Below are 26,540 nucleotides of genomic sequence, written 5' to 3' on the forward strand. Positions count from 1 at the left end.
TACCGTGGTCACATGGCCTCTGACAGCTCCACCGATCCCGTCGAGGCCGCTCCCGCGCCCGACACCCGCACCGCCGACTCCGCCGAGGCTCCGGCGGCGCCCGGATTCGCCGACCTCGGCCTCGACGCCGCGGTGCTCAAGGCGCTGAAGGACGTCGGCTACGAGACGCCGTCGGCCATCCAGGCCGCGACGATCCCGCCGCTGCTCGCGGGCCGCGACGTGCTCGGCACCGCGCAGACCGGCACCGGCAAGACGGCCGCGTTCGCGCTGCCGATCCTCTCGCAGCTCGACCTGTCGCAGAAGACGCCGCAGGCGCTCGTGCTCGCGCCGACCCGCGAGCTCGCCCTGCAGGTGTGCGAGGCGTTCGAGTCCTACGCCGGTCACCTCCGCGGCGTGCACGTGCTGCCCGTCTATGGCGGCCAGGGCTACGGGCAGCAGCTGTCGGCGCTCCGCCGCGGCGTGCACATCGTCGTCGGCACCCCCGGTCGCATCATGGACCACCTCGACAAGGGCACCCTCGACCTCTCCGAGCTGCGGTTCCTCGTGCTCGACGAGGCCGACGAGATGCTGAAGATGGGCTTCGCCGAGGACGTCGAGACGATCCTCGCCGACACCCCCGCGGGCAAGCAGGTCGCGCTCTTCTCCGCGACGATGCCCGCGCAGATCCGTCGCCTCGCCGGCACGTATCTGAAGGATGCCGAGGAGATCAACGTCAAGGCGAAGACCTCGACCGCGACCAACATCACCCAGCGCTACCTGATCGTGTCGTACCCGCAGAAGGTCGACGCGCTCACCCGCATCCTCGAGGTCGAGAACTTCGAGGGCATGATCGTCTTCACCCGCACGAAGAACGAGACCGAGACCCTCGCCGAGAAGCTGCGGGCGCGCGGATACGCCGCGGCCGCCATCAACGGCGACGTCGCGCAGGTGCAGCGCGAGCGCACCGTCAACCAGCTCAAGGACGGCAAGCTCGACATCCTCGTCGCCACCGACGTCGCCGCCCGCGGTCTCGACGTCGAGCGGATCAGCCACGTCGTCAACTTCGATCTGCCCATCGACACCGAGTCGTACGTCCACCGCATCGGCCGCACCGGCCGCGCCGGCCGCTCGGGCGACGCGATCAGCTTCGTCACGCCGCGCGAGCGCCGGATGCTCGCCTCCATCGAGAAGGCGACGCGCCAGCCCCTCACCGAGATGTCGCTGCCGAGCGCCGAGGACGTCAACGCGACGCGCCTCACCCGCTTCGACGACGCGATCACGGCGGCGCTGGCCGAGACCGAGCGCATCGACCGCTTCCGCGACATCATCAACCACTACGTCACGCACCACGACGTGCCCGAGGCGGATGTCGCCGCCGCGCTCGCCGTCGTCGCGCAGGGTGAGACCCCGCTGCTGCTGGATGCGGACGCCCCCGAGCCGCGCCGCGAGCGCGCGGACCGCGGCGACCGCGGCGACCGTCCCGTCCGTGACGGTGACCGCGGTGACCGCGGCGACCGGCCCCGGCGTGAGCGCAGCGGCGGACCCACCGCCACGTACCGCATCGAGGTCGGGCGCCGTCACAAGGTCGAGCCGCGCCAGATCGTCGGTGCGCTCGCGAACGAGGGCGGCCTGCGTCGCGAGGACTTCGGCGCGATTCAGATCCGGCCCGACTTCTCCCTCGTGGAGCTGCCCGCCGACCTCCCCCGCGACACGTTCCAGCGGCTCGAGGGCACGCGGATCAGCGGCCGCCTCATCGAGATCAAGCCCGACCGCTTCCAGCGCTCCGCCAAGCGTCCGGACCGCGGCGAGCGTCCCGACCGCGGCGAGCGGCGCCCGCGCCGCGACTGAGCGCGGCTCGGCATCTATCGGCGCGGGCGCCGCGTTTCGACTCGCTGCGCTCGCTCAACGACCGGGCGGCGTGATCAGCGGGCGGGCGGACGCACGGGGATCAGCAGTGCCAGCCCCACGAGCAGCACGGCGACGAGCCCGAGCACGCCCCAGTACTGATCGCCTCCGAGCGTGACGAAGACGCCGAACATCATCGGGGCGAGGAAGACGGCGGCGCGGCCGGTCGTCGCATAGAGGCCGAACACCTCTCCCTCGCGACCGGTGGGGATGCTGCGGGCCAGGAACGTACGCGACGCGGACTGGGCGGGGCCGACGAACATCGCCATCGCGAGACCGAGGCCCCAGAACACGGCAGGCCCTCCGTCGTGGAGCACGAAGATCAGGATGCCGCCGACCACGAGCGCGACGAGCGAGACGATCATGACCGGTTTCGGTCCGAACCGGTCGTCGAAGAAGCCCGACGCCATGGTCACGATGCCCGCCACGACGTTGGCGGCGATGGCGAAGATGAGCACGTCCGCGGCGGTGAGCCCGAATGTGCCGGTCGCCAGCACTCCGACGAAGGTGAAGACGCCCGTGAGTCCGTCGCGGAAGATCGCGCTGGCGAGGAGGAACCAGACGGTCGGACGGCTCTCGCGCCACAGCGAGGCGACCGTTCCGAAGAGCACCCGGTAGGAGGCGAAGAAGCCGATGCGCGCCGCACCGGGCGTGGACGGCGTGTTCTCCGGCACCGCGAACAGCAGGGGGAGGGCCGACAGAGCGAACCAGATCGCGGCGAGGAGCATCGACACGCGCACGGCCATGCCGTCGGCCCCCGTGACGCCGAACAGTCCTACGTCGGGCTTGATGAGCCCGAAGTAGAGCACGAGCAGCAGCACGATGCCCCCCAGGTAGCCCATCCCCCAGCCGAAGCCGGAGACCTTGCCCACCGTGCGCGGCGTGGAGATCTGGGAGAGCATCGCGTTGTAGTTCACGCTCGCCAGCTCGTAGAAGATGGTGCCGACCGCGAGCAGCGTGAGCCCGAACCACAGGTAGGCGGTGTCTTCGCGGACGAAGATCATCAGCGCCAGCATGAGCACGACCACACCGGTGTTGATGGCGAGCCACCGCTTGCGATGCGCCGAGGCGTCCGAGCGCTGTCCTGTGATCGGCGCCGTGATGAGCACCACCAGGCCGGCGAGGGTGAGGGCCAGCGACAGGGCTTGCGACGTGCTCGCCGCGTCACCGAAGGCGCTGCCGGTGAGGTACACGGTGAACACGAACGAGGTGGCGACGGCGTTGATCGAGGCCGATCCCCAGTCCCACAGCCCCCACGCGAGCACGGCGCCACGACCGGTCGAGCGGGCGAGGGGTGCCGGCGGGGCGGGCTGGTCGGGCAGTGACATGTTCGTCACGGTATGTCCCTTCGGTGAACACCGGGTGGCGCGTCATCGCGCGTGCAGGTCACGTTACTCCCGGCATCCGTCGCGAAAGTTGAGCCGATTCATATCAACTTGGGTTTGACAGTCGTGGATGCCGGGGCTATCGTGGAACACATCGAAGTTGAGCCGGTAGGACTCAACCCCGCAGACTTCCTCAGATCCGTTTCACGAAAGGGAACACAATGGCACGTGCAGTGGGTATCGACCTCGGGACGACGAACTCCGTCGTCTCCGTCCTCGAGGGCGGCGAGCCGAAGGTCATCGCCAACGCCGAGGGCTTCCGCACGACCCCGTCGGTCGTGGCCTTCACCAAGGACGGCGAGGTGCTCGTCGGCGAGACCGCCAAGCGCCAGGCCGTCACCAACGTCGACCGCACGCTCTCGTCGGTCAAGCGGCACATGGGCACCGACTGGAAGACCCAGTCGATCGACGGCAAGCAGTACACCCCGCAGGAGATCTCCGCGCGCATCCTCCAGAAGCTCAAGCGCGACGCCGAGGAGTACCTGGGCGACAGCGTCACCGACGCCGTCATCACCGTCCCCGCGTACTTCAACGACGCCGAGCGTCAGGCGACGAAGGATGCCGGTGAGATCGCGGGCCTCAACGTCCTGCGCATCATCAACGAGCCCACCGCCGCCGCTCTCGCCTACGGCCTGGACAAGGGCAAGGAGGACGAGCTCATCCTCGTCTTCGACCTCGGTGGTGGCACGTTCGACGTGTCCCTGCTCGAGGTGGGCAAGGACGACGACTTCTCCACGATCCAGGTGCGCGCCACCGCCGGTGACAACCGCCTCGGCGGCGACGACTGGGACCAGCGCGTCGTCGACTACCTCATCAAGCAGTTCAAGGACACCACCGGCGTCGACGTCTCGGGCGACAAGATCGCGCTGCAGCGTCTGAAGGAGGCGGCCGAGCAGGCCAAGAAGGAGCTGTCGAGCTCGACGAGCACCTCCATCAACCTGCCCTACCTGTCGCTGACGGAGTCGGGCCCCGTCTCGCTGTCGGAGACCCTCACCCGCGCCAAGTTCGAGGACCTCACCAAGGACCTCCTCGACCGCACGAAGAAGCCGTTCAACGACGTCATCGCCGAGGCCGGCATCAAGGTCGGCGACATCGACCACGTCGTGCTCGTCGGCGGATCGACCCGCATGCCGCAGGTCACCGAGCTGGTCAAGCAGCTCACCGGCGGCAAGGAGCCCAACAAGGGCGTCAACCCGGACGAGGTCGTCGCCGTCGGCGCCGCCCTGCAGGCCGGTGTCCTCAAGGGTGAGCGCAAGGACGTGCTGCTCATCGACGTCACCCCCCTGAGCCTCGGCATCGAGACCAAGGGCGGCATCATGACCAAGCTCATCGAGCGCAACACGGCCATCCCGACCAAGCGCAGCGAGACCTTCACGACCGCCGACGACAACCAGCCGTCGGTCGCGATCCAGGTCTTCCAGGGCGAGCGCGACTTCACCCGCGACAACAAGCCGCTGGGCACGTTCGAGCTGACCGGCATCGCGCCGGCTCCCCGCGGCATCCCGCAGATCGAGGTCACCTTCGACATCGACGCCAACGGCATCGTCCACGTGTCCGCGAAGGACAAGGGCACCGGCAAGGAGCAGTCGATGACGATCACCGGCGGCTCGTCGCTGCCCAAGGACGACATCGAGCGCATGGTGCGCGAGGCCGAGGAGCACGCCGCCGAGGACAAGAAGCGCCGCGAGGCCGCCGAGGTCCGCAACCAGGCCGAGACCCTCTCGTACTCGATCGAGAAGCTCATCAAGGACAACGAGGACAAGCTCCCCGCCGAGGTGAAGACCTCCGTCCAGGCCGACGTCGACGCGCTGAAGACCGCGCTCGCCGGTGACGACGAGGATGCCGTGAAGAACGCGTTCGACAAGCTCAACGCGTCGCAGCAGCAGCTCGGCGAGGCCATCTACGCCTCGGCGCAGGCGGCGGGCGAGCAGGGCGACCCCACGGTGGCCGACCCGGGCAACGGCAGCGTGCCGAACCCCGAGGAGGACGTGATCGACGCCGAGGTCGTCGACGACGAGGACGAGAAGAAGTAAGAGAATCGAGCCATGACGAACAAGGACTTCGAAGAGCCGATCGACGAAGTCCCCGGTGACGAGGGGTCGGAGGCGCACGCCTCCGGCCCCGACTCGCAGGGGGCCGCGGATGACGGCGACGCGCTGACCGTCGACGACATCCTCGACACGGCGCAGACGGACGAGGCCGCGGTCGCGGAGGCATCCCCCGAGGACCGCGACCTGCTGCTGGATCTCAAGCGGGTGCAGGCCGAGTACGCCAACTACCGGCGGCGCACCGAGGAGCAGCGCGAGGTGGAGATCGCCCGCGCGAAGGGCTCGGTCGCCAAGGGACTGCTGCCGGTGCTCGACGACCTCGACCGTGCCGAGAAGCACGGCGATCTGGTCGGGGGCTCGCCGCTGCTGGCGATCGCCGAGAAGCTGCGCGCCGTCGTCGCCCGCCTCGGGGTGGAGACCTACGGCGTCGCCGGCGAGGCCTTCGACCCGCAGCAGCACGAGGCGATCTTCCACGCCCCGAACCCCGGCGGGGTCGAGGACGGCACCATCCTCGATGTCGTCGAGGTCGGCTACCGCCTGGGCACGATCGAACTGCGACCGGCCAAGGTCGTCGTCGCCGGTTCCGCCGACTGACGGGAGGAGGTGTCCATGGCCAGTCAGGATTGGTTCGACAAGGACTTCTACAAGGTCTTGGGCGTCTCCAAGGACGTGTCCGAGGCCGACCTGAAGAAGGCGTACCGCAAGCTCGCGCGCACCTACCACCCGGACTCCACGCAGGGAGACCCGGCGAAAGAGGCGAAGTTCAAGGAGATGAGCGAGGCGTACGCCGTGCTCTCCGACAAAGCCCAGCGCGAGGAGTACGACCAGATCCGCGCGATGGGCGCCGGAGGCGCACGCTTCCAGGCGCCCGGCGCGGGTGCGGGCGGATTCGAGGACGTCTTCAGCCGTTTCGGCCAGTCGCGCGGGTCGGCGCAGTCGGCCGACTTCGACGACCTGTTCTCGATGTTCGGCCAGGGCGGCGGCTTCGGCTCGGGACGCTTCGGTCAGTCGACCGGCGGATTCCGCGGCTACGGCGGTCCGCAGCGCGGTGCCGACGTCACCGCGCGCACCACGCTGGACTTCCAGACCGCCGTCAAGGGCGAGACCATCACGCTGGCCGGCGAGGACGGCAAGCCGTTCAAGGTGAAGATCCCGGCCGGCGTCTCCGACGGCCAGAAGATCCGGCTGCGCGGACGCGGACGGCCGTCGCCCGACGGCGGCGAGGCGGGCGATGTCGTCGTGAGCGTCACCGTGCGGCCGCATCCGGTGTTCACGCGCGACGGGCTCAACCTGCGCGTGACCGTCCCGGTGACCTTCACGGAGGCGGCGCTGGGGGCGACGATCGAGGTGCCGACGCTCGGCGGCGATCCCGTGAAGCTCCGCGTCGCGCCCGGCACCCCGTCGGGTCGCGTGCTGCGGGTCAAGGGCCGAGGGGTCCACACCGCGAAGGGCACGGGCGATCTGCTCGCCGAGGTCCAGGTCGCCGTCCCGGCGCACCTGGACGACCAGGCGAAGGAGGCGCTGGAGCGCTTCCACGAGCTGGAGCCGAAGGAGAATCCGCGCGCCGACCTCATGGCCAAGGCCCGGGAGTGACGATGAGCGACGAGCAGCCCGACGAGGAGGCCCCGATCTTCGCGATCGCCGTCGCCGCCGAGCTCGCCGGCATGCACCCGCAGACCCTCCGCCAGTACGACCGGCTGGGCCTGGTGGTCCCCGGCCGCACCCAGGGCGGGTCGCGGCGCTACTCGCTGCGTCACGTCAAGCAGCTGCGCGAGGTGGCCGCGCTCTCGGCCGAGGGCATGAGCCTGCCGGCCATCTCTCGGCTGATCGAGCTCGAGAACGAGGCGCGCGGCCTGCGCCGTCGCGTCGCCGAGCTGGAGCAGCGGCTGCAGGAGGAGCTCGTCCGTCGCTCCCGCGTCTTCGCGGCGGGGGCGACGGGGTCGGTCGTGACCCTCCGCCACGGCACGCGCGTGCGCCGGGCGACGGAAGTCGTCCTGTGGCGACCGCTGCCCGCGGCGGACGCCGCCCCCGAGCAGTAGGCGACTAGACGGTGCGGGTGCCGACGGCGTCGACGAAGGCGTCGTAGTCGGTGCGGGAGAGCGCCGCGTATCCGTACGCCCACTCCACGATGGACTCCGCGGCGGCCCGCCCCGAGCCGAGGTACCCGACCACGCGCGCCGCGTTCGGGGATTGGCCGTGGGCACGCGCCAGCACCGTGGCGCACGCCTGGGCGTAGAGCCGGAAGGGCGCGTCCTCGAGCGTCTCCGCGTCGATCCCGCCCTTCATGTCGCGGAACTGGCGCACGTAGTAGTCGGTGCTCGCGCCGCGGAAGTGGCCGAGGAACGGGTCGGACGAGCCCTGCAGGATCCGCTGCAGGGCGACGACCCGGCCGCCCTGCCCGTGGCTCGCCACGAACGAGGCGAGCTCGGCGGGCTGCGCGGCGCCCCCGTACTCCTCGAGCACGCTGCGGCCGGCCTCCTTCACCTGCATGAGCAGGGCGGCCCCGTCGCCGTCGACGAACACGGCCACGTAGCAGCGCGTGCCCACGCTGCCCACGCCGACGACGCGACGCACGACGTCCGACAGCGAGTAGTGCGACAGGACCAGCTGCACATCGGCGCGGGTGGTCGCGATGTACTGGGCCAGGGAGGCATCCACCGCGGCGACGATCTCGTCGGTGACGTGGGTCATCGTCGGCGGCTGTTCCACGAAGCGCAGCCGGCCGTCGGGATCGAGGGCGGTCATCTTGCGCACGGCCTTGTCGCCGGTGCGCTTCTCGGCGTCCGCGATCGCCGCACGCAGCACCTTCCGCGACGCCTTGTCGCCGCCGATCAGGCCGCCCGCGGCGTCGAAGTGCTGGTAGAACCGCGCGAGCGGTGTCGTGGTGTCACCGACGGCGAGGGCCCGCGCGTAGCGCACGACCGCGGCGCGCGCGGCATCCGCGGTGACGGCGTCGTCGCGTCCGGTCGCCTGACCGGCGACGACGATGCTGGCGACCAGGCGCTTGAGGTCCCACTCCCAGCTGGCCCATGCCGACTCGTCGAAGTCGTTGAGATCGAACACCAGCGTGCGCTGGGGCGAGGCGTAGAAGCCGAAGTTGGCGACGTGGGCGTCGCCGCACGACGCGACGAGGATGCCGCTGGTCGGCCCCGCCGCGAGGTCGTCCGCCATGAGCGCCGCGGTGCCGCGATAGAACGCGAACGGGCTGGCCGACATGCGCTCGTCGCGCAGCGGCACGAGCTCCGGGACGCGGGCGGCGTTCTGGGCGGAGAGGATGCCGAGGGGGTCGCGTCGGCGCGTCGGCAGTTCGGCCAGCATCCTCCGGGGGAAGCGTCGGCGCTCGCGGCGGCCTTCCTCGTGCGCGCTCTGCCGGCTCGTGGGCGCTGTCCAGGAAGCGAGGGTCATGCGCTCATGATGGCATCGAATCGTCGGCGTCCCCCGGCGTCGAGCCGCGGGCGGCGTCGAGCGCGCGTTCGTGCTGGAGACGCTGGCCCACCCGGTGCATCTGGTCGGTGAGCGCGGAGATCACCGTGGCGCTGGTGACCCCCAACACGATGAGCCCTCCCATCATGAGCCCCACGGCGATCGTCCGACCGAGCGGTGTCACCGGGACGAAGTCGCCGTAGCCGACCGTCGCCAGGGTCGAGAAGCCCCACCAGATCGCATCGCCCAGGTTGACGATGTTCGCGTGGGCGTCCTGCCGCTCGGCGAGCCACACGAGCGTCGACGCCGTGAACACGAACAGCAGCGTGAAGATCGAGACGAGGATCACCAGGCGCAGCCGCTGCCGCGAGGCGCTGGCACGGAACCACGGCAGCCGCCACAGGTAGGCGAGGATCACGAACGGACGCAGGTAGACGATCACCAGCGCGACCGCTTCGAACCATCGTGTGCGCAGGAACTCCCGCGGCGACCCGCAGATCGCGAGGCGCACCACGATGTCGGCGATGAACACGATCCACAGGACGCCGATCAGCCCCACCAGGAGGTTCTGTTGGTGCACGGTCAGCTTCGTGTCCGCCAGGCTCCAGACCCACGCCGCGAAGAACACCAGCGACAGGGCGAACATCGGCCAGGCCGTCCGGTCCTCCCACCGCAGCACACGCGGCGACAGCGGTCGCCGGCGGCGCTCCCTCTCGCTCATGCGGCCACCCTAGCGGCCGTCTGCAGGCGCGTCAGCGCGCGTCGCCGAGGTCGAAGAGCTCGATCTGCCGCAGCCGCACCGACTGGCGGGCGCGCACCCGGAGGAAGCGGGCGCGCACCGGCTCGGCGAAGCGGAACGGGGTGGTCCGGTCGGGGGCCAGGGCCGTCGGGGCGGTCTCCGCGACGGGCCGCCACGACACGGCATCCTCGCTCGCCTCCCACTGCAGAGCGTCGGCCTCGACCGCGCCGACCGCGGTCACCGTCGCATCGGTCACGACGGTCGTCGCCGGGAACGCCCACCCGGCCCACGCCCCGGTGCGCAGACGCACGCCGCGGTCGCCGCGCGCCGCGCCGTCGTCGAAGAGTCGTCCGGCGAACCAGACCCCGCGGGAGCGGAGGGCGCGCCCGGCGGTGCCCGTGAGATCACGGTGCCAGGGCGCGGCCGGCGGCGTCGGCGCCGTCCAGAGCGCTCCCTCCGGGGCCTCGCCGACATCCAGCTCCAGCTCGACGTCGCCCGCGAGCACCTCGACCGGCAGCGTCGGCGCGCCGAGCGGCATCCCGTTCACCCTCGCCGAGCGCAGCACGTGGGCGCCCGGACCGCTCCGCCGCGTGCGGATGCGCAGGCGCGAGCCGTCGGAGCGCGCCACGGAGATGTCGTCGAAGAGCGGCGAGCCAATGACGAGCGCGCCCGAGGCGGGGTCGAGCGGGTAGAGGCCGAGCGCCGCCCAGAGCCACCACGCGCTCATCTCGCCGTTGTCCTCGTCGCCCGGGAAGCCCTGGCCGATGTGGCCGCCGGTGAACAGCCGCCGCGCGAGTCCGTGCGCCACCCCGCCCGCCCGCCAGGGCTCGTCGCTCGCGGTGTACATGTACGGGATGTGGTGCGCGGGCTGGTTCGAGACGGCGCACATCCCGCTGCGCAGCGCCCGGGCCTCGCGCTGCTCGTGGATGACCTGGTGGTAGGAGCCGGCGTAGGCGCGGTCGGCCGTCTCCGGCTCCGCGAACAGCCGATCGAGGTGGGTGCGCAGTCCCCGCGGTCCGCCGTACAGCTGCGCCAGCCCCGCCGGATCGTGCACCGCGCTGACCGACATGCCCCATGCGTTCGTCTCGACGTAGTCCCCGCCCCAGACGCGCGGATCGAATCGCCCGCCCGGGAACGCGCCGTCGGCGTCCCGCCCCCGGAAGAAGCCCACGGCGGGGTCGAAGAGCTGCCGGTAGGAGAGCGAGTGGTTGGCGAGCCAGCGGGCGAGGGCGTCGTAGCGGGATGCCGACGGCTCCGGGGTCCGCGCCGCGAGCCGCCGGGCGAGCCGGGCGAGCGCGGCATCGCTGATCGCGTTCTCCACGCTCCAGCTCATGCCCTCGTGCGTGTCGCGGGGGATGTAGCCGAGGAAGCGGCCGCGGCCGATGCCCTTGCGTCCGCGGCGGGCATCCGGTGCGCGCTCCCCGGCGTTGCGCCACCCCGAGGCGAACGCCGCCTCCGCATCGTCCAGCAGCCCCCAGCGCTCGCCGTCCGCGAGGATCTGATCGCTGGAGGTGCCGACCATCGCGTCGACGTATCCGGGCGCCGACCACCGCGGCATCCACCCGGTGCGCCGCTGCTGCTCGAGGATGCCGTCCAGCAGTCGTCGCGCCCCGTCCGGGTCGACGAGCGAGAACAGCGGCCAGGCGGTGCGGTAGGTGTCCCAGTAGCCGTTGTTGACGGCGAGGCGTCCCGCCACGACCGGCGCGCCGGTCGCCTCGGCCGAGTGCGGGCCGGACGGGACGAACGGGTCGGCGTACACCGGTGCGGGCTGCTCCGCCGTGCCCGCGTTCTCGTGGGCCGCGTTCGGATACAGGTGCAGCCGGTACAGCGCCGAGGCCAGCTGCGCGCGGGAGTCGTCGTGCGCGAGCCCGCGGAACGGGCGCTCGGATGCCGGCAGGTCGGGGATCCGCACGCGATCGACGACGGTGTTCCAGGCGGCGTGGGTGCGCTCGCGCAGCTGATCGAAGGAGAGGTGCTCCGGCGCCTCCAGCGCGAGGGAGCGGCGAGCCTGCTCCAGCGAGACGAACGAGATCGCGATGCGCAGCTCCAGCTCGCCGCGGCCCGCGACGAAGCCGGCCCGGTCGCCGCGTCCGTCGTCGTCGAGGCGGCCCGCCCGCCCGGATGTCGTCCGCACGACGCCCACGAAGAACGTCCGGCCGCCGTTGCCCCACTCGGCATCGCCCTCGCCGACCCAGCCGTGCACGGCGTCCGCCGTCGCGGTCAGGGCGCCGTGGCGACCCGGCTGGTCGATCACGAGTCCGACGTCCCCATCGGTGCGCGGCGCGCGCACCCGGAAGAGCCCCACGTGGTCGGTCGCCGTCGCCTCCACGCGCAGGCCGCCGTCGAGGCTCGCCATCCACACATGCGGGTGCGCGCGCTCCGAGCCCGGCGCGATCCATCGGCGCCGGCGGGCCGGGGCGGAGGCGGGGGAGTCGTCGAACGGCATCACCTGGAGCACCCCGCGGTCGCCGATCCACGGACTCGGCTGGTGGGAGAACTGCACCGCCTCCAGGCGCCGTCCCGCATCGTCGTCGTGCACGAAGGGGCGGTAGGGCCAGCGCTGGTCGCGGGCATCGGTGGCCGGGACGAGGAAGGTGAACCCGTGCGGGACGGCGACGGCCGGGATCGTGTTCCCCCGCGAGAACCGGTCGCCCGCGTGCGAACCACGACGCGTGTCGACGCGTTCGGCGGGGGAACGGTCCCCGTGCGGCATCCGCTCGACGCGCACCTCGACGTAGCCGCTGACCTCGTCGACGCCGGTCAGGCCCGACGCGCCCAGAATCACCTCGACCGCCGCCGTGCGGCCGGCGAACGGCGCCAGGCCGACACTGTCGGCATTCCACTGCTCGGGCAGGCTCCACCGGGCCGCGAACTGCGCCTCCGCGGCGATCGGGAAGTCGTATCGATCACGCACACGGGGGTCAACGCTCAGCCGGTCCTCGCCGCTGCGGGCGTCGACGGCCACCGCCAGTGCGGCCCACGGGGCGTGCACGGCGGCATCCCCGTCGGCGTAGAAGGCCCAGTGCAGCACGGTGTCGTCCGTGCACGCGACCTCGTGGAGTCCCGGCACCACCACGGTGACGACGCCGTCGGCCGGACGGAACCGGTAGCGGAACACCGTGCCGCCCAGCACCCCCGTGTGCGGGCGCGAGGACGGCGGGTCGGCCGGCCCGTCCGCCGGCTCCAGCGCGATCATGCCGGGTCGATGCGGAGCACCGTGGCGCTCTCGCCGACCGACAGGTCGTCCACGACCCGCAGCGACCGCGCGAGGTCGTCGACGGCGGGAACCACCGTGCCGAACCGCTCGCGGTCTCCGCCGGTCGCCGTGACGGTGATCAGGTGCGTGCCCGTGTCCCACGTGTAGGTCGCGAACGGCGGCGGCGTCGTGCCCCCCTCGCGCGTCGGGGGCGTCGGCATGACGAGTCGCTCGCCGACGCCGAGGTAGGTGCCGCGGAAGCTCTCGGTGTCGTCGTACTCGATCGGCATCATCGCCCGTGCGGTGCGCAGTTGGGGCGTCAGCTGCTGGATCTGCGCCATGACGACCACGAGCTCGGGATCGGACTTCCACACCCAGACGAGCACGCGTCCGGCCGCCTTGCGCATCAGGGCGGGAGCGGCCTGGCTCATCGCCCAGGCCGCGAACCCGCCGCCGGGCCGGGGCTGCGCGCCGACGGCCGCGTTCGCCTGGCCGAGCAGCATGCGGATCGCCTTCTTGCGGGCGCGACGCCCGGAGAAGCCGAAGGAGTCGGTCACGGCGACCCAGCGAGCAGGGTCCGCATCCGCGGTGAGTCGAGCCATGGCACCACGTTACGCGGCGCGGCTCCTCCCGGGCCAGAGAAGGCCCTCGGGTAGACTCGACGGCGGTGGCTCCGCGATCCGCGGTCTCGCCGCCGCCGCACAGATAGGCCCCGCACCCCGTGACCGAATCCGCGACACCCGACGACCCGACCCCCCTGCATCGGCCGCTCACGATCGTCATCGCCGCCGACACCTTCAGCCCTGACGTCAACGGCGCCGCCCGCTTCGCCGAGCGCCTCGCCGCCGGACTCGCCGGGCGCGGCCACGACGTCCACATCATGACGCCGAGTGTGAAGCACTCCGTGCACGGCACGTTCCGGGAGACGATCGAGGGTCAGGAGATCACCGTGCACCGCCCTCCGGGGTGGCGCTGGCCTCCGCACGACTGGCTGCGCTTCGTGCTGCCGTGGATGGCGAAGCACTATTCCCGCAAGCTCCTCGACGAGGTGCCGGCCGACGTCGTGCACAGTCAGTCGCACATCGTGCTCGGCCGCGCGCTGACCCGCATCGCCCGTCAACGCGGCATCCCCGTGGTCGCCACCAACCACGTCATGGCCGAGAACATCCTCGACTTCACGACCCTGCCGCCGCTGCTGGACAAGGTGGTCGTCAAGCTCGCGTGGGACGACGCGAAGCGCACCTTCGACATGTCGCGTGCGGTCACCACCCCCACGCGCAAGGCGGCGGAGTTCCTCGAGAGCACCATCGACATCCAGGGCGTCATCCCGATCAGCTGCGGGATCGACAAGCGCAACTACACGCCCGACCTGACCCCGCGCACCCACCGCCGCGTGCTGTTCGTCGGACGGCTCACCACCGAGAAGCACGTCGAGGTGACGCTCGCCGCGGTCGCGAAGCTCGCGCCGGAGCTGCCCGAGATCACGTTCGACATCGTCGGCGGCGGCGACCAGCGCCGCGCCCTCGAGCAGGCCGTGCAGCGCCTCGGCATCCAGGACCGGGTCACGTTCTACGGACGTGTCGAAGAGGACGACCTGCGCGCCGCCTACACGCGTGCGGACGTCTTCGCGATCGCCTCGATCGCCGAGCTCCAGTCGATCGCGACGATGGAGGCGATGGCCTCGGGCCTGCCCGTCGTCGCCGCCGATGCCGTCGCCCTCCCGCACCTCGTGCGCGACGGCGAGAACGGCTACCTGTTCGAGCCGGGCGACGTCGACGACCTCGCCGACAAGCTCCGGCGCGTGCTCACGGCCTCGCCGGAGGAGTACCTGCGCATGCAGCAGGCATCGCTCGACGGCGTGGAGATCCACGACATCGAGAAGACGCTCGACACCTTCGAGAAGCTGTATCGCGGTGAACCGATCGGCGGCTGAGATGCGCCTGCTGTTCGACGCCCGCTACATCCGCACCGACTTCCACGACGGCATCAGCCGCTACTCCGCGGAGCTCGCGGCCGCCGTCGCCGCCCTCGCGCCCGAGCGCGATGTCGAGGTCGCGTACCTCATCCACGACGAGGCGCAGCGCGCGTTCCTCCCCGACGGCGCACGTGCACTGCGCATCCACGCCCCGACCGCCGTGCGGGAGCCGCTCACGGCGCTCGTGCTCAACCGGTACCGTCCGGATGCCGTCTTCTCGCCGATGCAGACGATCGGCACGCTCGGCCGGCGTTTCGGGCTGATCCTGACGCTGCACGACACGATCTACTACCGCCACCGCACCCCGCCGCGAAACCTCCCCTGGTACGTTCGTGTCGGCTGGCGGTTGTTCCACCTGTCCTACGTGCCGCAGCGCCTCACGCTGAACGCCGCGGACACCGTCGCGACGGTGAGCGAGACCAGCGCCGCCGAGTTCGCCCGGGTGCGGCTGACGACGCGGCCCGTCGTCGTGATCCCGAACGCCCCGCAGCGTCTCGCGGCGCTGCTGCCGGATGGCGTCGGCGTCGAGCCGGGCGCGGAGAACCTCGTCTACATGGGCTCCTTCATGGGCTACAAGAACGTCGAGACGCTCATCCGCGCGATGGCGGAGCTGCCCGGGCGCACGCTGCACCTGCTGTCGCGCATCTCCGACGAGCGGCGCGCCGAGCTCGAGCGCCTCGCCGACGGTCGCGGGGGGACGGTGCGCTTCCACAACGGCGTCACGGATGCCGAGTACGCCGCCCTGCTGGCCGACCGGGCGGTGCTGGTGTCGGCATCCCTCGATGAGGGCTACGGACTGCCGGTCGCCGAGGCGCTCGCGCTCGGGGTGCCGGCCGTCGTGACCGACATGCCGATCTTCCGCGAGGTGGCGGGCGGCGGCGCGCAGTACGCCCCCGGCACGGATGCCGCGGCCTTCGCCGCCGCGGTGCGCGAGCTGGACGATCCCGTGCGCCGCGACGCCGTGATCGCGGCGGGCGCGGACCACATCGCGCGGTTTTCCTGGGAGCGGTCGGCGAACGTGCTGCTCGACGCGGTCACCCGGGTCTCCGGCGTCGCCCGCGGTCGCTGAGCGCGGCGCGTCCCGAACTCCTCCACTCCGACCCTCCGCGGGTCGGATCGGCGCGGATCAGGGGCGTCACGGCCGGCGGTGGAGGAGTTGCGGCCGGCCAGTCACGGCAGTCGGTTCGGGTCCGTCGGCACCTGCCGGTGGCCGTCGGTGAGAAGCGCGCGGACGGTGGCGCCGATGGCGATGAGCGAGAGGGTCGCGAGGGGGATGATCACAGCAAGCATGGCAGAAAAGCTACGCTGGGTTCAGTTCTGCCACGAGTGGCAGGACTGCTCAAGAGAGTAGGATTCCTGCCATGAAGACCATCGCCTGCGTCGTTCAGCCCGGTTTCGCCCCGTTCGAGTTCGGGCTCGCGTGCGAGGCGTTCGGCCTCGACCGGTCGGACGACGGCATCCCCAGCTTCGACTTCCGCGTCGTCGCGCCCGATCCGGGCGCCGTGCCCAGCAACCTGCGCTTCTCGATCAACGTCGACGACGACCTCACGTTCGCCGACGAGGCCGACCTCGTCGTCATCACGCCCATCCCGCGCGAGCAGTGGGCCCACGTGGACGAGCGGGTCGCGGCCGTCGTGCGCCGCGCCGTGGAGCGCGGCGCCTGGGTGCTGACGGTGTGCAGCGGCTCGTTCGTCGTGGCCGCCGCGGGCGTGCTCGACGGCCGCCGGGCCACGACCCACTGGCGCTACGCCGACACGATGGCCGCGATGTACCCCGAGATCGACGTGGACGCGAACGTGCTCTACGTGCAGGACGGCCGCATCATCACGAGCGCGGGAACCGCCGCGGGCCTCGACGCATGCCTCCACCTGCTGCGCATCGAGCTGGGCGCCGAGATGACCAACACGATCGCGCGCCGCATGGTCGTGCCTCCCCAGCGCGACGGCGGGCAGGCGCAGTTCATCGCCAAGCCGCTGCCCGAGTCGACGTCGCTGTCGCTGACGCCGGTCACCGAATGGATGCTGGAGAACCTCACCCTCGACCTGTCGGTGGACCAGCTCGCCGCCCGCGCGCACATGTCGCCGCGGACGTTCGCCCGGCGGTTCAAAGCCGACTACGGCACGACCCCGGCCGCGTGGCTGGGGCGCCAGCGCATCATCCACGCGCAGCGACTGCTCGAGCAGACCGATCTCGGCCTCGACGCCATCGCCGCCGCCTGCGGCTTCGGCTCGGCGGCGGTCCTGCGGCAGAACTTCGCCCGCACCCTCGGGCTCACCCCGACCGCCTACCGCGCGCGCTTCACGTGCGCGACGCCGGCGCAGGAGTCGATGGCGGCGATGGCGTCCTGACCGTCGGCGTCAGGCCAGGCGGATGCTGCGTGCCAGCTCGTCGACCACGGGGTCGAGCGCTTCGGCCAGCGGCAGATCCGAGCCGGCCGTCAGCACAACGATGTCGCGCTCGGGAGTGCGCCACACCCAGTTGGTCGCCCGGACGATCGTGTCACCCGCAGTGCGGATCCACCGCGTCGACTTCGTGCCCGTCCCCAGCGTCTCGGAGGCGAACGGGACGACCTCGGGCTCGCGCACGGCGGGCCCCTGGTTCTCATGGGTGAGGTCGGTCAGAGCCACGTCCTCGCGGCGTGGCAGGTCGTAGACGTCGACGATCGCGTGCGGTGCGGTGATGTTCGGCAGGTGCACGAAGCGGATGGTGCCCGACCGGTTGTTGCGCACCGCGCCCACGAGGTACGCGCGCAGCCAGTCGACGAGCTCGGCCGGCGCGGCCGTGGGTCCGTCTCCGCCGAAGGCGCGCGCGACGGCATCCGCCCACTGCTCCTCGTCGGCGAACGACTCCCAGGGGAACACGTTCGGAACGTAGACCCACCGGTCCAGGTCGTAGTCCATGTCGATGGCCATGAGGGTCCTCTCAGTCCCAGCGGAGCGTGCGCAGCAGAAGGTCGCCGAGCTCCGCCAGGGCGTCGACGATCGGGGCGAGCTGCGGGTCGGCTGTGCCGCTGACCGTGCACACCGCGCGCAACCGGCGGTCGGTGCCGGGGATCGGCCAGGCGAAACGCAGGCGCAGGAGCGGTGCCATCTCCGCGGTGTCGGCGGGCGCCGCGAACCGTGCCGTCGCACGTTCGGCCTGCCCGGCGGAGGTGGTCACGCTCTCGCGGACCTCGGATGCCGACGCCTCCTCGTCTTCGGGGGTCGTCGGTGCCGGGCCGGTGCTGATCGCGATCGCGAGAGACACGGGCGCGCGCCACGGCACGCCCATCGGGACGATGAGGTCGAGCACGCCCGCGTTGCGCGCGCTGCGGGCCGAGGCGACGAGCTGGGCGGCGGTCCTGTCGATCTGCGGGCCGTAGCTGTCGCGCGGCAGGTCGCGGTAGTGCCGACGGACGAGGTCGGCGATCTCGGCGTCGGTCGAGCGCGCCACGGGGATGAGCAGGAACCCCGGCGGCAGCACGAGCCGGTAGCGCGGGGGAGCGATCTCGGTCACGGTGCCCGTCGCGGTCTCGGTGTCCTTCGCGGTCACGGTGTCCTCCGCGATCTCGGGGGGCGGCGCTGTACCCGGTCCCGATTCCAGTCCCACGGGCGGCGCGGGGTGCGACGCACGATCTCCTTCGGCGCCACCACGGTGCCGTCCTCGTCGATGTACTCCCGCCACGGTCGCGGCAGCAGGCGCATCGCGCTCAGGAGCATGCGCGCGACGGTGAGGAGGATGAGGAAGAACTGGATGAAGACGAGCGTGTCGACGCCGAAGAAGTTCACGCGGCCCTGGTGGGCTTCGGCCGCGGCGGTCGCGGCGGCGATGACCAGCGTGGTGCTGACGCTGAGCACGAGCACCGTCAGAAGCGTGCTGCGTGTGGTCGCCCGGGGTCCCCGCAACGGCAGCGGCAGAGATCCGAGCGCCAGCACGACCAGGAGCAGTGTCAGGGGGTACGCCGCCCACCACGGCGGCATGAACGCAGGAAAGCCGTCGGGCACGCTCCCGTTCTCGACGACGGCACCGGTGACGAGCTGCCCGATGAGCAGCCCGATCGTCGGCAGGGCTCCGAACACGATCCACAGGATCGTCGCGACGAAGAGGCCGTCGCCGAAGCGGGCCTCCCACGCCACCTGGCGCTGCAGCCTCACGGGGCGGAGGGGGTGCGCCAGTCCGCCCCCATCGGCGCTTCGAAGAGGCCGGGAACGAATCCGTACACCTCGTTGAGGCCCGTCGTGAGGGTGCCCAGTGGGGTCTGCACCCCCGTCTGATCCTCGACGCCGTGCACGATCTGGTCGCCCAGCTTGATGCCGATGCCGAGCACGTTGTAGCCGTCCAGTGCCGAGCCGATCTTGCCCGTGGTCCCGACCACGGCCTTCAGGCCGTCGACGCTGCTCGTCACGAGGTCGTCGACGGCTCCCCCGGCGCCGAGTCGGGCCTGCGCGGCGATCTGGTCGAACTCGGAGATGATGATGCTGTCCGACTCGCGGATGCCCTTGATGGCGTCGTCGCCCCAGCGCGTCACCACCTGTGCCAGGTTCGGCCGCGCGGACAGCACGCTCGCGCTCTCCTCGGCCACCATGCGCAGCGGCTGGCGGATCGAGCCCACCAGGCCGCGGTCGAGCAGATTGCCGACGACCTGGCGAGCGCCGTTGCCCCACACCATTCCGGGGCTGCGGACGGCGAGCGTCGCGGCGCGGCCGCCGCGCAGGGCGACGGTGCCGAGCTTGATGCCGGCCAGGGCGGCCGTGCCGACGCCGAAGGTCAGCACGCCGATCGCGTCGAGTGCGAAGTCGAACCACGACCCGTCGCCCGACGACGCCAAGAGGAAGCTCAGTCCCATCGACACGACGGCCAGGCCGAGGGCGATGGGGGCCAGGACGGGGAAGAAGATCGACAGCACGCCGACGATCGCGGTCACGATGGTCAGCACGTCCTTGACGACCTTCAGCCACTCGGCGTTCTGGTTCACCCAATCCAGCACGTTGTCCCAGGCCGAGTCGTTGAGCTCGTCGCTCGACACCGTCTGCGAGATCGTCGAGGCCGCCGTGTCGCCGGCGCGCTGCACGCGCTCGACGGCGGCGTCGTACGCGGCCTGCGCCTGCGACAGGTCGGTCGCGGCCGTCGTGCTCAGCGACGAGTACCGCCGCGCGGCATCCGTGGCCTCGGCGAGCTCGCCGGGATCGACCGTCTGCCGGGTCGCTTCGCGGGCCTCCGAGAGGTTGCGCTGCGCGTAGCTGTGTCGGCGCTGCGCGTCGTCGTGCGCGGAGATCGCGGATGCCGCCTGCTGCTGCGCCTGCTCGAGCTCGTCCGCGAAGGTGGCCAGCGCGGAGCCGGCGACTTCGTAGCGCTCCCGGATGCGGGAGAGATAGGTCTTCGTGTCGCCGATCGTGCCGGCCAGGGCCTCGACGGCCTCGCTCGTCTCCTGCGCGGACGCGTCGATCACCGCCTGCAGCATCTCGACCGCGTCCGACACCGCACGGGCGGTCGAGCTGTACCGCGAGGCGTGCCCGCGGATGCCGGCGACATCGCCGCCGAGGGGTGCCATGGTCATCCGTCGCTCCCGTCCGTGAGTTTGTCGGCCAGCTGGCCGTCGACGCCGTCGAACGCCTCCGCCGCGCCGTCGGCGCGCTGCTGGAGCTGGTCCACGCGATCGGCGAGGTCCTTGCGGCGCCGGTCCCACCCGGAGGTGAAGGAGTCGACGGCGGAAGCGAGCCCGGCGTGCGGGATCATGCCCGCCAGGTCGCGCGCGTCGCCGTCCGCGGCGGTGAGGGTGCCGTGGACGGTCGCGAGCTGGTGCGCGAGGTTTCGGAGGTTCTCCGTGTTGACGACGAGATCGGCCACGTCGTCACTTTAAGCGGCCCCGCACGGCATCGCGATGGGGAGGAGTCCCCATCTGCCGCCCCCTTGCCGCCCGCATCACGTTTTGATAAAGTTGAGTCCAGATGGCTCAAGTTTGAGCCTCGCAGATTTCCTCACGAGTTTCAAGGAGAAACGATGAACGCACAACCCCAGCCCGGGCAGGAGGAGCAGCAGAGCGCCCTCGAGCAGTTCGGGATCAACCTCACCGACCGCGCGCGGCAGGGAAAGCTCGACCCGGTGATCGGACGCGACAGCGAGATCCGCCGCGTCAGCCAGGTGCTCACCCGCCGCACGAAGAACAACCCCGTCCTCATCGGCGAGCCCGGCGTCGGCAAGACCGCCGTCGTCGAGGGCCTCGCCCAGCGCATCGTGGCGGGCGACGTCGCCGAGTCGCTGAAGGACAAGGAGCTCGTCTCGCTCGACATCTCCGCTCTCGTCGCCGGCGCGATGTACCGCGGCCAGTTCGAGGAGCGCCTCAAGAGCGTCCTCAAGGAGATCACCGAGTCGGAGGGTCGCATCATCACCTTCATCGACGAGCTGCACGTGCTCATGGGCGCGGGCGGCGGCGAGGGGTCGGTCGCGGCGTCCAACATGCTCAAGCCGATGCTCGCCCGCGGCGAGCTGCGCCTGATCGGCGCCACGACGCTCGACGAGTACCGCGAGTTCATCGAGAAGGATGCCGCGCTCGAGCGCCGCTTCCAGCAGGTGTACGTCGGTGAGCCCAGCGTGGAGGACACGATCGCGATCCTCCGCGGCCTGAAGGAGCGCTACGAGGCGCACCACAAGGTCGCGATCGCCGACGGGGCGCTCGTGGCCGCGGCATCCCTGTCGAACCGCTACATCCCGAGCCGTCAGCTCCCCGACAAGGCCATCGACCTGATCGACGAGGCCGCGTCGCGGCTGCGCATGGAGATCGACTCCGCACCGCTGGAGATCGACGAGCTGCGCCGCCACGTCGACCGGCTCAAGCTGGAGGAGCTGGCGCTCAAGCGCGAGAAGGATGCCGCGTCGAAGGAGCGGCTGGCCACGCTCCGCGAGACCCTGAAGGTCGAGCAGGCCCGCCTCGACGAGCTGCAGGCCCGGTGGGAGCGCGAGCGCGCCTCCCTCAACGCGGTCGGCGACCTCAAGACGCGCCTCGACCAGGCGCGTGTCGAGGCCGAGCGGGCGCAGCGCGAGGGCAACCTCGAAAAGGCGTCGCGGCTGTACTACGCGGAGATCCCGGCGCTGGAGCGCCAGGTGGCGCAGGCCGAGAACGCAGAGGCCGCCGAGGGTGGCGAGCGGATGGTCGGCGACCAGGTCACGGATGCCGACATCGCCGCCGTCATCGCGGCGTGGACCGGCATCCCCGTCGGGCGCCTGCTGCAGGGCGAGAGCGAGAAGCTCGTGCACCTCGAGGCCGAGCTCGGCAAGCGCCTGATCGGGCAGAAGGACGCCGTGAAGGCGGTGTCCGACGCGGTGCGCCGCTCGCGCGCCGGCATCAGCGACCCGAACCGGCCGACCGGTTCGTTCCTGTTCCTCGGCCCGACCGGCGTCGGCAAGACCGAGCTCGCCAAGGCGCTCGCAGAGTTCCTGTTCGACGACGAGCGCGCCATGGTGCGCATCGACATGAGCGAGTACGGCGAGAAGCACTCGGTCGCGCGGCTCGTCGGTGCCCCTCCGGGATACATCGGCTACGAGCAGGGCGGTCAGCTCACCGAGGCCGTCCGGCGCCGTCCGTACTCGGTGGTGCTGCTGGATGAGGTCGAGAAGGCGCATCCCGAGGTGTTCGACATCCTGCTGCAGGTGCTGGACGACGGCCGCCTCACCGACGGGCAGGGGCGCACGGTCGACTTCACGAACACGATCCTGATCCTGACGTCGAACCTCGGCTCGCCGATCCTCATCGACCCGACGCTGTCGGTCGCGCAGAAGCGCGAGCAGGTGATGGCCCTCGTGCGGACGGCGTTCCGCCCCGAGTTCCTGAACCGCCTCGACGACATCGTCATGTTCCAGGCGCTGAGCCAGGACGACCTGGCTCAGATCGTGGAGCTGTCGGTCGACGCGCTGCAGCGGCGCCTGCGCGATCGCCGGCTGACGCTGGCGGTCACGCCCGACGCCCGCGCGTGGCTCGCCGAGCGCGGCTACGACCCGATCTTCGGTGCGCGGCCGCTGCGCCGGCTCATCCAGTCCGAGATCCAGGACCGTCTCGCGATGGCGCTGCTCTCGGGCGGTGTGCGCGACGGCGACCTGGTGCGGGTGGACGTCGCGGCCGACGGTGCGAGCCTCGTGCTCACCAGTGCGGGAGCGGCGCCCGACGAGGGCACGGATGCCGCGGCATCCGACGACGACGTGATCGAGGCCGAGCTGCTCGACGACTGACGACGCCCGGGTCCGCCGACTCAGGCGGCGTCCGCGGGGAGGGTCCGCATCCGCCAGAACGGGCCGATGACGACGGGCAGTGCCGACAGCAGCGCGCCGAGAGCGCCGATCCAGATCGTGGGGACGGTGCCGATGGCGGTGCCGAGAGCCCCGGCGGCCAGTGCGGCCAGCGGCATCACCCCCCAGACGCAGAAGCGGATCGAGGCGTTCATCCGCCCCAGCAGGCGCCGCGGGGTGATGCGCTGGCGGAACGTGACCTGCGTGATGTTGTAGAGCACGACGGCGAAGCTCATGGCCGCCCACTGCGCGGCGAGCAGCACGAAGGCGGGACCCGAGGGCAGCAGCGCCGCGAGCGGCAGCGGGATCGTCGCCAGCGAGAACCCGATGGCGCTCAGCGGGATGGCGCGTGCCTCGCCGACGCGCGCGGCGATGCGGCCGGAGAGGGCGGCCCCGAGCAGCCCCCCGACCGCGCCGAGCGAGAACAGCAGGCCCATCGCCGCGGGCGAGAACCCGAGCACGCGCAGGACGTAGATCGGCACGAGAGTGAAGACGATCGTCGAGAAGAGGTTCGAGATCGCCGTCGTCGCCACGATCCGCCGGAGCAGTCCGTGTCCCAGCACCCATCGCAGACCCTCCCCGATCTCGCGGTGCAGCGGCGCGCGGTCGACCGGGGAGCGGAGCACCTCATGGTCCCGCGTGAAGGCCAGGGAGGCCAGGGAGAGCACGTACGTGAGCGAGGTCGCCGCGATCGCGAACGGCGCCGAGAGGATGCCGACGAGCCACCCGCCCGCCGCAGGGCCCGCGAGTCCGGCGAGCTGATTGGTCGACTCCAGTTTGCCGTTGGCCTCGGCGATCTGGTCCCCGCGCACGAGCGAGGGGACGATGCTCTGGTAGGACACGTCGAAGAACACGGTCGCGACCCCGACGGTCAGGGCCACGGCGTAGAGGTGCCACATCTCGAGACGTCCGGTCAGATGCAGCAGCGGGATGACGGCGAGGGCGAGCGCCCGGGCGCCGTCGGCCACGATCATGACGCGACGCTTGCGCATGCGGTCGATCCACGCGCCGGCCGGGAGCCCCACGACGAGGAAGGCAGCCGTCGCCGCCGCAGTGAGATAGCCGACCTGGGCATCGGTCGCGTGCAGCAGGAGCACGGCGAGGACGGGGATCGCCAGCTCGACGACCTGCGCGCCGAACTGGCTGAGCGCCTGCCCCGACCACATCGTGAGGAAGTTGCGGTCGCGCCACAGCGAACCGCCGTGACCGGCGGGGGTCGGCGCGGGGATCGTCTCCGGCGCCGCGGCATCCGATTGGGACATGTCAATCAGTATGGGCTACTGATTGGGAAAGTCAATCAGTTGCTAGGATGAGGCGCATGGACGACGTCTCCGGCCGCGCGGCCGCGCGAGCACTCAGCTCCCCGCTGCGGATGCGCATCCTGCGACTGTGCCGATTCGATGCGCGCACCAACAAGGAGCTCGCCGACCTGCTCGAGGCCAATCCCGGCACGATGCTGCATCACGTCCGCACTCTGGTCGACGCCGGCTTCCTGCAGCCTCAGCCCGCTCGCACCGGCGCGCAGGGGGCGCGGGAGGTCCCGTACCTGGCGACCGGCCGATCCTGGGACGCCGCCATGGACGACGGGGTGCCGATCATGATGGAGACCGTGCGGCAGCAGGTCGCGCTCGCCGATCCCGAGACGGTGCAGCTCGCGTGGCTGGGCCTGCGCCTGAACGCGGAGGCGAAGGACGAGCTCGACCGCCGCGTCACGGCGCTGCTCGACGAGTACAAGGATCGCCCGCCGGACGTCGACGGCGAGCCCTACTCGCTCGTCGTGATCACGCATCCCGACCTCAACCCGCCGCCGCGCTGATCACCCGCCCGGGTGAGACACACCTGCAGATGCGAAAAACCACTCCTGCACGTGTTTCTCGTGCGGGGAGTGGTTTCTCGCGGAGCGGGCGCGGCGGAGGCCGCGTGCCGGGCGTCAGTCGTTGGCGATCAGCGACTCGGCGATCGGACGGCGCACGCGCGGGGCCAGCTCGCGCTCGCGCAGCGCCTCGGGGGCGGCGTCGATGTCGCCCAGGGCGCCGACGGCCATCACGGTCACGGCGACGATGTCGTCGCCGAAGCCGAACGCCGCGGCGATCGCGTCGCGGTCGAAGCCGCCCATCTGGTGGGTGTGCAGGCCCGACGCGTGCGCCTGCACCGTGAAGTGCGCGGCGGCCTGGCCGGTGTCGTACGCGGCCCACGGCAGCGGCTTGCCGTCGAGGGCGGCCGACGAGGCGAACACGACGAGGGCGGCGGCATCCGTGGCCCACGACTGGTTGAAGCCCATCAGGGCGTCCACGATCTGCGCGTGCGCGGCCGAGCCGCGGCGGGCGACCACGAAGCGCCACGGCTGCGTGTTGTTGGCGGACGGCGCCCAGCGGGCGGCCTCGAGCGCGCTGGCGAGCGCATCCTCGTCGATGGGCGTCGCGGGGTCGAAGATGCGGGTGCTCCAGCGCTCGGCGAGGACGTCGAGAATCGGCGCGTCGGTGTCGGCGGGGTGTGCGGCGATGGTGCTCATGGTCGTCTCCTGAAGAAGGATGAAGGACGGTTTGTCGGTGGGACGCCATCGGCCCGGTCGATGCAACCGTATGCACACGCGATCTGTTCCCGCCGAGAAGGCGCCGGCTTTTGCCGTTCGCGGAAGGACCGCGGATCTTCCTCGGATGCCGAGGGCACCGGGGCCTGTGCCGGTCGCTACGGTGGCCCCATGACCATCGCGACGGCCGACCTGTACGACGAGCGCGGCGACGCGCTGGACTCCCTCGCCCTGCAGCTGCACGACATCGGCGGACGCGCGGCGTTCGACGGCCCGATCCGCACGATCCGCTGCCACCGTGACAACGCCCTCGTCAAGGCGACGCTCGCGACCCCCGGCGACGGCGCCGTGCTCGTGATCGACGGCGGCGGCTCGCTGGAGTCGGCGCTCGTGGGCGACCTGATCGCGGCATCCGCGGTCGAGAACGGCTGGGCCGGCCTCATCGTGCACGGTGCGATCCGCGACCGCGTCGCGATCGGCGCGCTCGATCTCGGTGTCAAGGCCCTCGGCTCGAACCCCCGCAAGAGCGCCAAGGCGGGCATCGGCGAGCTCGATGTGCCGGTGGAGATCGCCGGCGTCGTGTTCCGCCCCGGCGCGCACGTGTGGGCGGATGCCGATGGGATCCTCGTCGAGCGCTGAGGGTCTTGCGCGGTCCTCGCCGGAGGTCGATGCTGAGAGCGCCGCCGCATCCACTTCGGGAGTGTCAGATGATCGCGTTCGCCTCCGCCTTCTCCGGGTTCTCCGTCGACGACATCGACGCCGCGGAGGGGTTCTACCGTGAGGTGCTCGGCCTCGCCGTGCACCGCAACGCGATGGGCATCCTGGACATCGACCTCCCCGGAGGCGGCCGGGTCATCGCCTACCCGAAGCCCGATCACCGACCGGCTGCGTTCACCGTCCTCAACCTCGTGGTCGACGACGTCGACGCTGCGGTCGACGCGCTGAACGCGGCGGGCGTGGTGACCAAGATCTACACCGACCCGGATTTCGGCACCGATGAGCGCGGGGTCTCGCGCGGACGCGGCCCCGACATCGCGTGGTTCCGCGACCCCGCGGGAAACGTGCTCTCGGTGATCGTCACCGACTGAGGCGACGACTGGC

At 71.4% G+C, this 26,540-nt stretch carries 24 protein-coding genes; 12 read left to right on the plus strand and 12 right to left on the minus strand.

Annotation, left to right across the window (positions count from 1 at the left end):
- Positions 1 to 12 precede the first annotated feature (12 nt).
- Positions 13 to 1,827: a DEAD/DEAH box helicase gene (locus tag MHO01S_RS09295; RefSeq protein WP_061782220.1), complete on the plus strand. Its 1,815-nt coding sequence runs from the start codon at positions 13 to 15 to the stop codon at positions 1,825 to 1,827.
- Positions 1,828 to 1,901: 74 nt separating this feature from the next.
- On the opposite strand, the gene MHO01S_RS09300 is transcribed toward MHO01S_RS09295, so the two are convergent.
- Entirely contained in the window at positions 1,902 to 3,212 is a 1,311-nt protein-coding gene (locus MHO01S_RS09300; RefSeq protein ID WP_060959775.1) for an MFS transporter, read from the minus strand.
- Between the two features lie 218 nt (positions 3,213 to 3,430).
- Between MHO01S_RS09300 and dnaK the strand changes: the two genes are divergently transcribed.
- From dnaK to MHO01S_RS09320, 4 genes are read left to right on the plus strand one after another with little or no spacing between them, the layout of a single operon-like run.
- Positions 3,431 to 5,302 carry a molecular chaperone DnaK gene (dnaK, locus tag MHO01S_RS09305; protein ID WP_060959731.1) on the plus strand — a complete coding sequence of 624 codons (1,872 nt, stop codon included), beginning with the start codon at positions 3,431 to 3,433 and terminating at the stop codon, positions 5,300 to 5,302.
- 12 nt (positions 5,303 to 5,314) lie between these two features.
- Positions 5,315 to 5,911, plus strand: coding sequence for a nucleotide exchange factor GrpE (locus MHO01S_RS09310; RefSeq protein WP_060959730.1), 597 nt, complete (start codon positions 5,315 to 5,317; stop codon positions 5,909 to 5,911).
- Positions 5,912 to 5,926: 15 nt separating this feature from the next.
- Entirely contained in the window at positions 5,927 to 6,910 is a 984-nt protein-coding gene (locus MHO01S_RS09315) for a DnaJ C-terminal domain-containing protein (protein ID WP_060959729.1), read from the plus strand.
- Between the two features lie 2 nt (positions 6,911 to 6,912).
- Positions 6,913 to 7,356, plus strand: coding sequence for a heat shock protein transcriptional repressor HspR (locus MHO01S_RS09320; RefSeq protein WP_060959774.1), 444 nt, complete (start codon positions 6,913 to 6,915; stop codon positions 7,354 to 7,356).
- Between the two features lie 4 nt (positions 7,357 to 7,360).
- Here the strand turns inward: MHO01S_RS09320 and MHO01S_RS09325 are convergent, their stop codons facing one another.
- From MHO01S_RS09325 to MHO01S_RS09340, 4 genes are read right to left on the minus strand one after another with little or no spacing between them, the layout of a single operon-like run.
- A complete protein-coding gene (locus tag MHO01S_RS09325) occupies positions 7,361 to 8,722 on the minus strand; it encodes a DUF2252 domain-containing protein (protein WP_060959728.1) in 1,362 nt (453 codons plus the stop codon).
- Between the two features lie 4 nt (positions 8,723 to 8,726).
- A complete protein-coding gene (locus MHO01S_RS09330; RefSeq protein ID WP_060959727.1) occupies positions 8,727 to 9,461 on the minus strand; it encodes a potassium channel family protein in 735 nt (244 codons plus the stop codon).
- A gap of 31 nt (positions 9,462 to 9,492) precedes the next feature.
- Positions 9,493 to 12,675 (minus strand): GH92 family glycosyl hydrolase, encoded by a 3,183-nt coding sequence (locus MHO01S_RS09335; RefSeq protein WP_061782199.1) that lies wholly within the window; start codon positions 12,673 to 12,675, stop codon positions 9,493 to 9,495.
- Positions 12,672 to 13,277, minus strand: a complete 606-nt coding sequence (locus MHO01S_RS09340) for a hypothetical protein (RefSeq protein ID WP_061782200.1) — start codon at positions 13,275 to 13,277, stop codon at positions 12,672 to 12,674. The genes MHO01S_RS09335 and MHO01S_RS09340 overlap by 4 nt, the downstream gene beginning before the upstream one ends.
- A 119-nt stretch (positions 13,278 to 13,396) precedes the next feature.
- On the opposite strand from MHO01S_RS09340, the gene MHO01S_RS09345 reads away from it, so the two are divergent.
- The 3 genes from MHO01S_RS09345 (at position 13,397) to MHO01S_RS09355 (ending at position 16,998) form a co-directional block, all read left to right on the plus strand.
- Entirely contained in the window at positions 13,397 to 14,608 is a 1,212-nt protein-coding gene (locus tag MHO01S_RS09345) for a glycosyltransferase (protein ID WP_060959724.1), read from the plus strand.
- A 1-nt stretch (position 14,609) separates the two neighbouring features.
- Entirely contained in the window at positions 14,610 to 15,719 is a 1,110-nt protein-coding gene (locus tag MHO01S_RS09350) for a glycosyltransferase (protein WP_061782201.1), read from the plus strand.
- 292 nt (positions 15,720 to 16,011) lie between these two features.
- Positions 16,012 to 16,998: a GlxA family transcriptional regulator gene (locus MHO01S_RS09355; RefSeq protein WP_060959722.1), complete on the plus strand. Its 987-nt coding sequence runs from the start codon at positions 16,012 to 16,014 to the stop codon at positions 16,996 to 16,998.
- Positions 16,999 to 17,007: 9 nt separating this feature from the next.
- On the opposite strand, the gene MHO01S_RS09360 is transcribed toward MHO01S_RS09355, so the two are convergent.
- Genes MHO01S_RS09360 through MHO01S_RS09380 form a run of 5 tightly spaced genes read right to left on the minus strand, consistent with a single transcriptional unit; the run spans position 17,008 to position 20,476 of the window.
- Positions 17,008 to 17,562, minus strand: a complete 555-nt coding sequence (locus MHO01S_RS09360) for a hypothetical protein (protein ID WP_060959721.1) — start codon at positions 17,560 to 17,562, stop codon at positions 17,008 to 17,010.
- A 10-nt stretch (positions 17,563 to 17,572) separates the two neighbouring features.
- Complete coding sequence (locus MHO01S_RS09365) at positions 17,573 to 18,181, minus strand: hypothetical protein (RefSeq protein WP_231735093.1); 609 nt, start codon at positions 18,179 to 18,181, stop codon at positions 17,573 to 17,575.
- A complete protein-coding gene (locus tag MHO01S_RS09370; protein WP_060959720.1) occupies positions 18,178 to 18,783 on the minus strand; it encodes a hypothetical protein in 606 nt (201 codons plus the stop codon). The genes MHO01S_RS09365 and MHO01S_RS09370 overlap by 4 nt, the downstream gene beginning before the upstream one ends.
- The gene (locus MHO01S_RS09375) at positions 18,780 to 20,186 is read right to left on the minus strand and encodes a hypothetical protein (protein ID WP_060959719.1); all 1,407 of its coding nucleotides are present in this window, start codon (positions 20,184 to 20,186) and stop codon (positions 18,780 to 18,782) included. Before MHO01S_RS09375 ends, MHO01S_RS09370 begins: the two co-directional genes overlap by 4 nt.
- Positions 20,183 to 20,476: a type VII secretion target gene (locus MHO01S_RS09380; protein ID WP_060959718.1), complete on the minus strand. Its 294-nt coding sequence runs from the start codon at positions 20,474 to 20,476 to the stop codon at positions 20,183 to 20,185. The genes MHO01S_RS09375 and MHO01S_RS09380 overlap by 4 nt, the downstream gene beginning before the upstream one ends.
- Before the next feature lie 153 nt (positions 20,477 to 20,629).
- Between MHO01S_RS09380 and MHO01S_RS09385 the strand changes: the two genes are divergently transcribed.
- Complete coding sequence (locus MHO01S_RS09385; RefSeq protein WP_082808061.1) at positions 20,630 to 22,852, plus strand: ATP-dependent Clp protease ATP-binding subunit; 2,223 nt, start codon at positions 20,630 to 20,632, stop codon at positions 22,850 to 22,852.
- Positions 22,853 to 22,872: 20 nt separating this feature from the next.
- On the opposite strand, the gene MHO01S_RS09390 is transcribed toward MHO01S_RS09385, so the two are convergent.
- Positions 22,873 to 24,171 (minus strand): MFS transporter, encoded by a 1,299-nt coding sequence (locus MHO01S_RS09390; RefSeq protein WP_082734159.1) that lies wholly within the window; start codon positions 24,169 to 24,171, stop codon positions 22,873 to 22,875.
- A gap of 56 nt (positions 24,172 to 24,227) precedes the next feature.
- On the opposite strand from MHO01S_RS09390, the gene MHO01S_RS09395 reads away from it, so the two are divergent.
- Positions 24,228 to 24,725: an ArsR/SmtB family transcription factor gene (locus MHO01S_RS09395; RefSeq protein WP_231735092.1), complete on the plus strand. Its 498-nt coding sequence runs from the start codon at positions 24,228 to 24,230 to the stop codon at positions 24,723 to 24,725.
- Positions 24,726 to 24,839: 114 nt separating this feature from the next.
- Here MHO01S_RS09395 and MHO01S_RS09400 read toward each other — a convergent pair whose 3' ends face one another.
- Entirely contained in the window at positions 24,840 to 25,421 is a 582-nt protein-coding gene (locus MHO01S_RS09400; RefSeq protein WP_061782202.1) for a nitroreductase family protein, read from the minus strand.
- Between the two features lie 189 nt (positions 25,422 to 25,610).
- Here MHO01S_RS09400 and rraA point away from each other — a divergent pair, with 189 nt between their 5' ends.
- Positions 25,611 to 26,078, plus strand: coding sequence for a ribonuclease E activity regulator RraA (rraA, locus tag MHO01S_RS09405; RefSeq protein WP_060959715.1), 468 nt, complete (start codon positions 25,611 to 25,613; stop codon positions 26,076 to 26,078).
- A gap of 68 nt (positions 26,079 to 26,146) precedes the next feature.
- A complete protein-coding gene (locus MHO01S_RS09410; protein WP_060959714.1) occupies positions 26,147 to 26,527 on the plus strand; it encodes a VOC family protein in 381 nt (126 codons plus the stop codon).
- The last annotated feature ends 13 nt before the right edge of the window (positions 26,528 to 26,540 follow it).

The sequence above is a fragment of the Microbacterium hominis NBRC 15708 genome, assembly GCF_001592125.1.
Classification (GTDB): Bacteria; Actinomycetota; Actinomycetes; order Actinomycetales; family Microbacteriaceae; genus Microbacterium; species Microbacterium hominis.

What these genes read in the sequence shown, in the direction of transcription:
- MHO01S_RS09320 (WP_060959774.1), top strand. Translation starts at nt 6,913, where the DNA reads ATGAGCGACGAGCAGCCCGACGAGGAGGCCCCGATCTTCGCGATCGCC.
- MHO01S_RS09300 (WP_060959775.1), bottom strand. Translation starts at nt 3,212, where the DNA reads ATGTCACTGCCCGACCAGCCCGCCCCGCCGGCACCCCTCGCCCGCTCG.
- MHO01S_RS09410 (WP_060959714.1), top strand. Translation starts at nt 26,147, where the DNA reads ATGATCGCGTTCGCCTCCGCCTTCTCCGGGTTCTCCGTCGACGACATC.
- MHO01S_RS09375 (WP_060959719.1), bottom strand. Translation starts at nt 20,186, where the DNA reads ATGACCATGGCACCCCTCGGCGGCGATGTCGCCGGCATCCGCGGGCAC.
- MHO01S_RS09385 (WP_082808061.1), top strand. Translation starts at nt 20,630, where the DNA reads ATGAACGCACAACCCCAGCCCGGGCAGGAGGAGCAGCAGAGCGCCCTC.
- MHO01S_RS09360 (WP_060959721.1), bottom strand. Translation starts at nt 17,562, where the DNA reads ATGGCCATCGACATGGACTACGACCTGGACCGGTGGGTCTACGTTCCG.
- MHO01S_RS09330 (WP_060959727.1), bottom strand. Translation starts at nt 9,461, where the DNA reads ATGAGCGAGAGGGAGCGCCGCCGGCGACCGCTGTCGCCGCGTGTGCTG.
- MHO01S_RS09395 (WP_231735092.1), top strand. Translation starts at nt 24,228, where the DNA reads ATGGACGACGTCTCCGGCCGCGCGGCCGCGCGAGCACTCAGCTCCCCG.
- MHO01S_RS09350 (WP_061782201.1), top strand. Translation starts at nt 14,610, where the DNA reads ATGCGCCTGCTGTTCGACGCCCGCTACATCCGCACCGACTTCCACGAC.
- MHO01S_RS09335 (WP_061782199.1), bottom strand. Translation starts at nt 12,675, where the DNA reads ATGATCGCGCTGGAGCCGGCGGACGGGCCGGCCGACCCGCCGTCCTCG.
- MHO01S_RS09325 (WP_060959728.1), bottom strand. Translation starts at nt 8,722, where the DNA reads ATGACCCTCGCTTCCTGGACAGCGCCCACGAGCCGGCAGAGCGCGCAC.
- rraA (WP_060959715.1), top strand. Translation starts at nt 25,611, where the DNA reads ATGACCATCGCGACGGCCGACCTGTACGACGAGCGCGGCGACGCGCTG.
- MHO01S_RS09355 (WP_060959722.1), top strand. Translation starts at nt 16,012, where the DNA reads ATGAAGACCATCGCCTGCGTCGTTCAGCCCGGTTTCGCCCCGTTCGAG.
- MHO01S_RS09390 (WP_082734159.1), bottom strand. Translation starts at nt 24,171, where the DNA reads ATGTCCCAATCGGATGCCGCGGCGCCGGAGACGATCCCCGCGCCGACC.
- MHO01S_RS09315 (WP_060959729.1), top strand. Translation starts at nt 5,927, where the DNA reads ATGGCCAGTCAGGATTGGTTCGACAAGGACTTCTACAAGGTCTTGGGC.
- MHO01S_RS09340 (WP_061782200.1), bottom strand. Translation starts at nt 13,277, where the DNA reads ATGGCTCGACTCACCGCGGATGCGGACCCTGCTCGCTGGGTCGCCGTG.
- MHO01S_RS09295 (WP_061782220.1), top strand. Translation starts at nt 13, where the DNA reads ATGGCCTCTGACAGCTCCACCGATCCCGTCGAGGCCGCTCCCGCGCCC.
- MHO01S_RS09310 (WP_060959730.1), top strand. Translation starts at nt 5,315, where the DNA reads ATGACGAACAAGGACTTCGAAGAGCCGATCGACGAAGTCCCCGGTGAC.
- dnaK (WP_060959731.1), top strand. Translation starts at nt 3,431, where the DNA reads ATGGCACGTGCAGTGGGTATCGACCTCGGGACGACGAACTCCGTCGTC.
- MHO01S_RS09400 (WP_061782202.1), bottom strand. Translation starts at nt 25,421, where the DNA reads ATGAGCACCATCGCCGCACACCCCGCCGACACCGACGCGCCGATTCTC.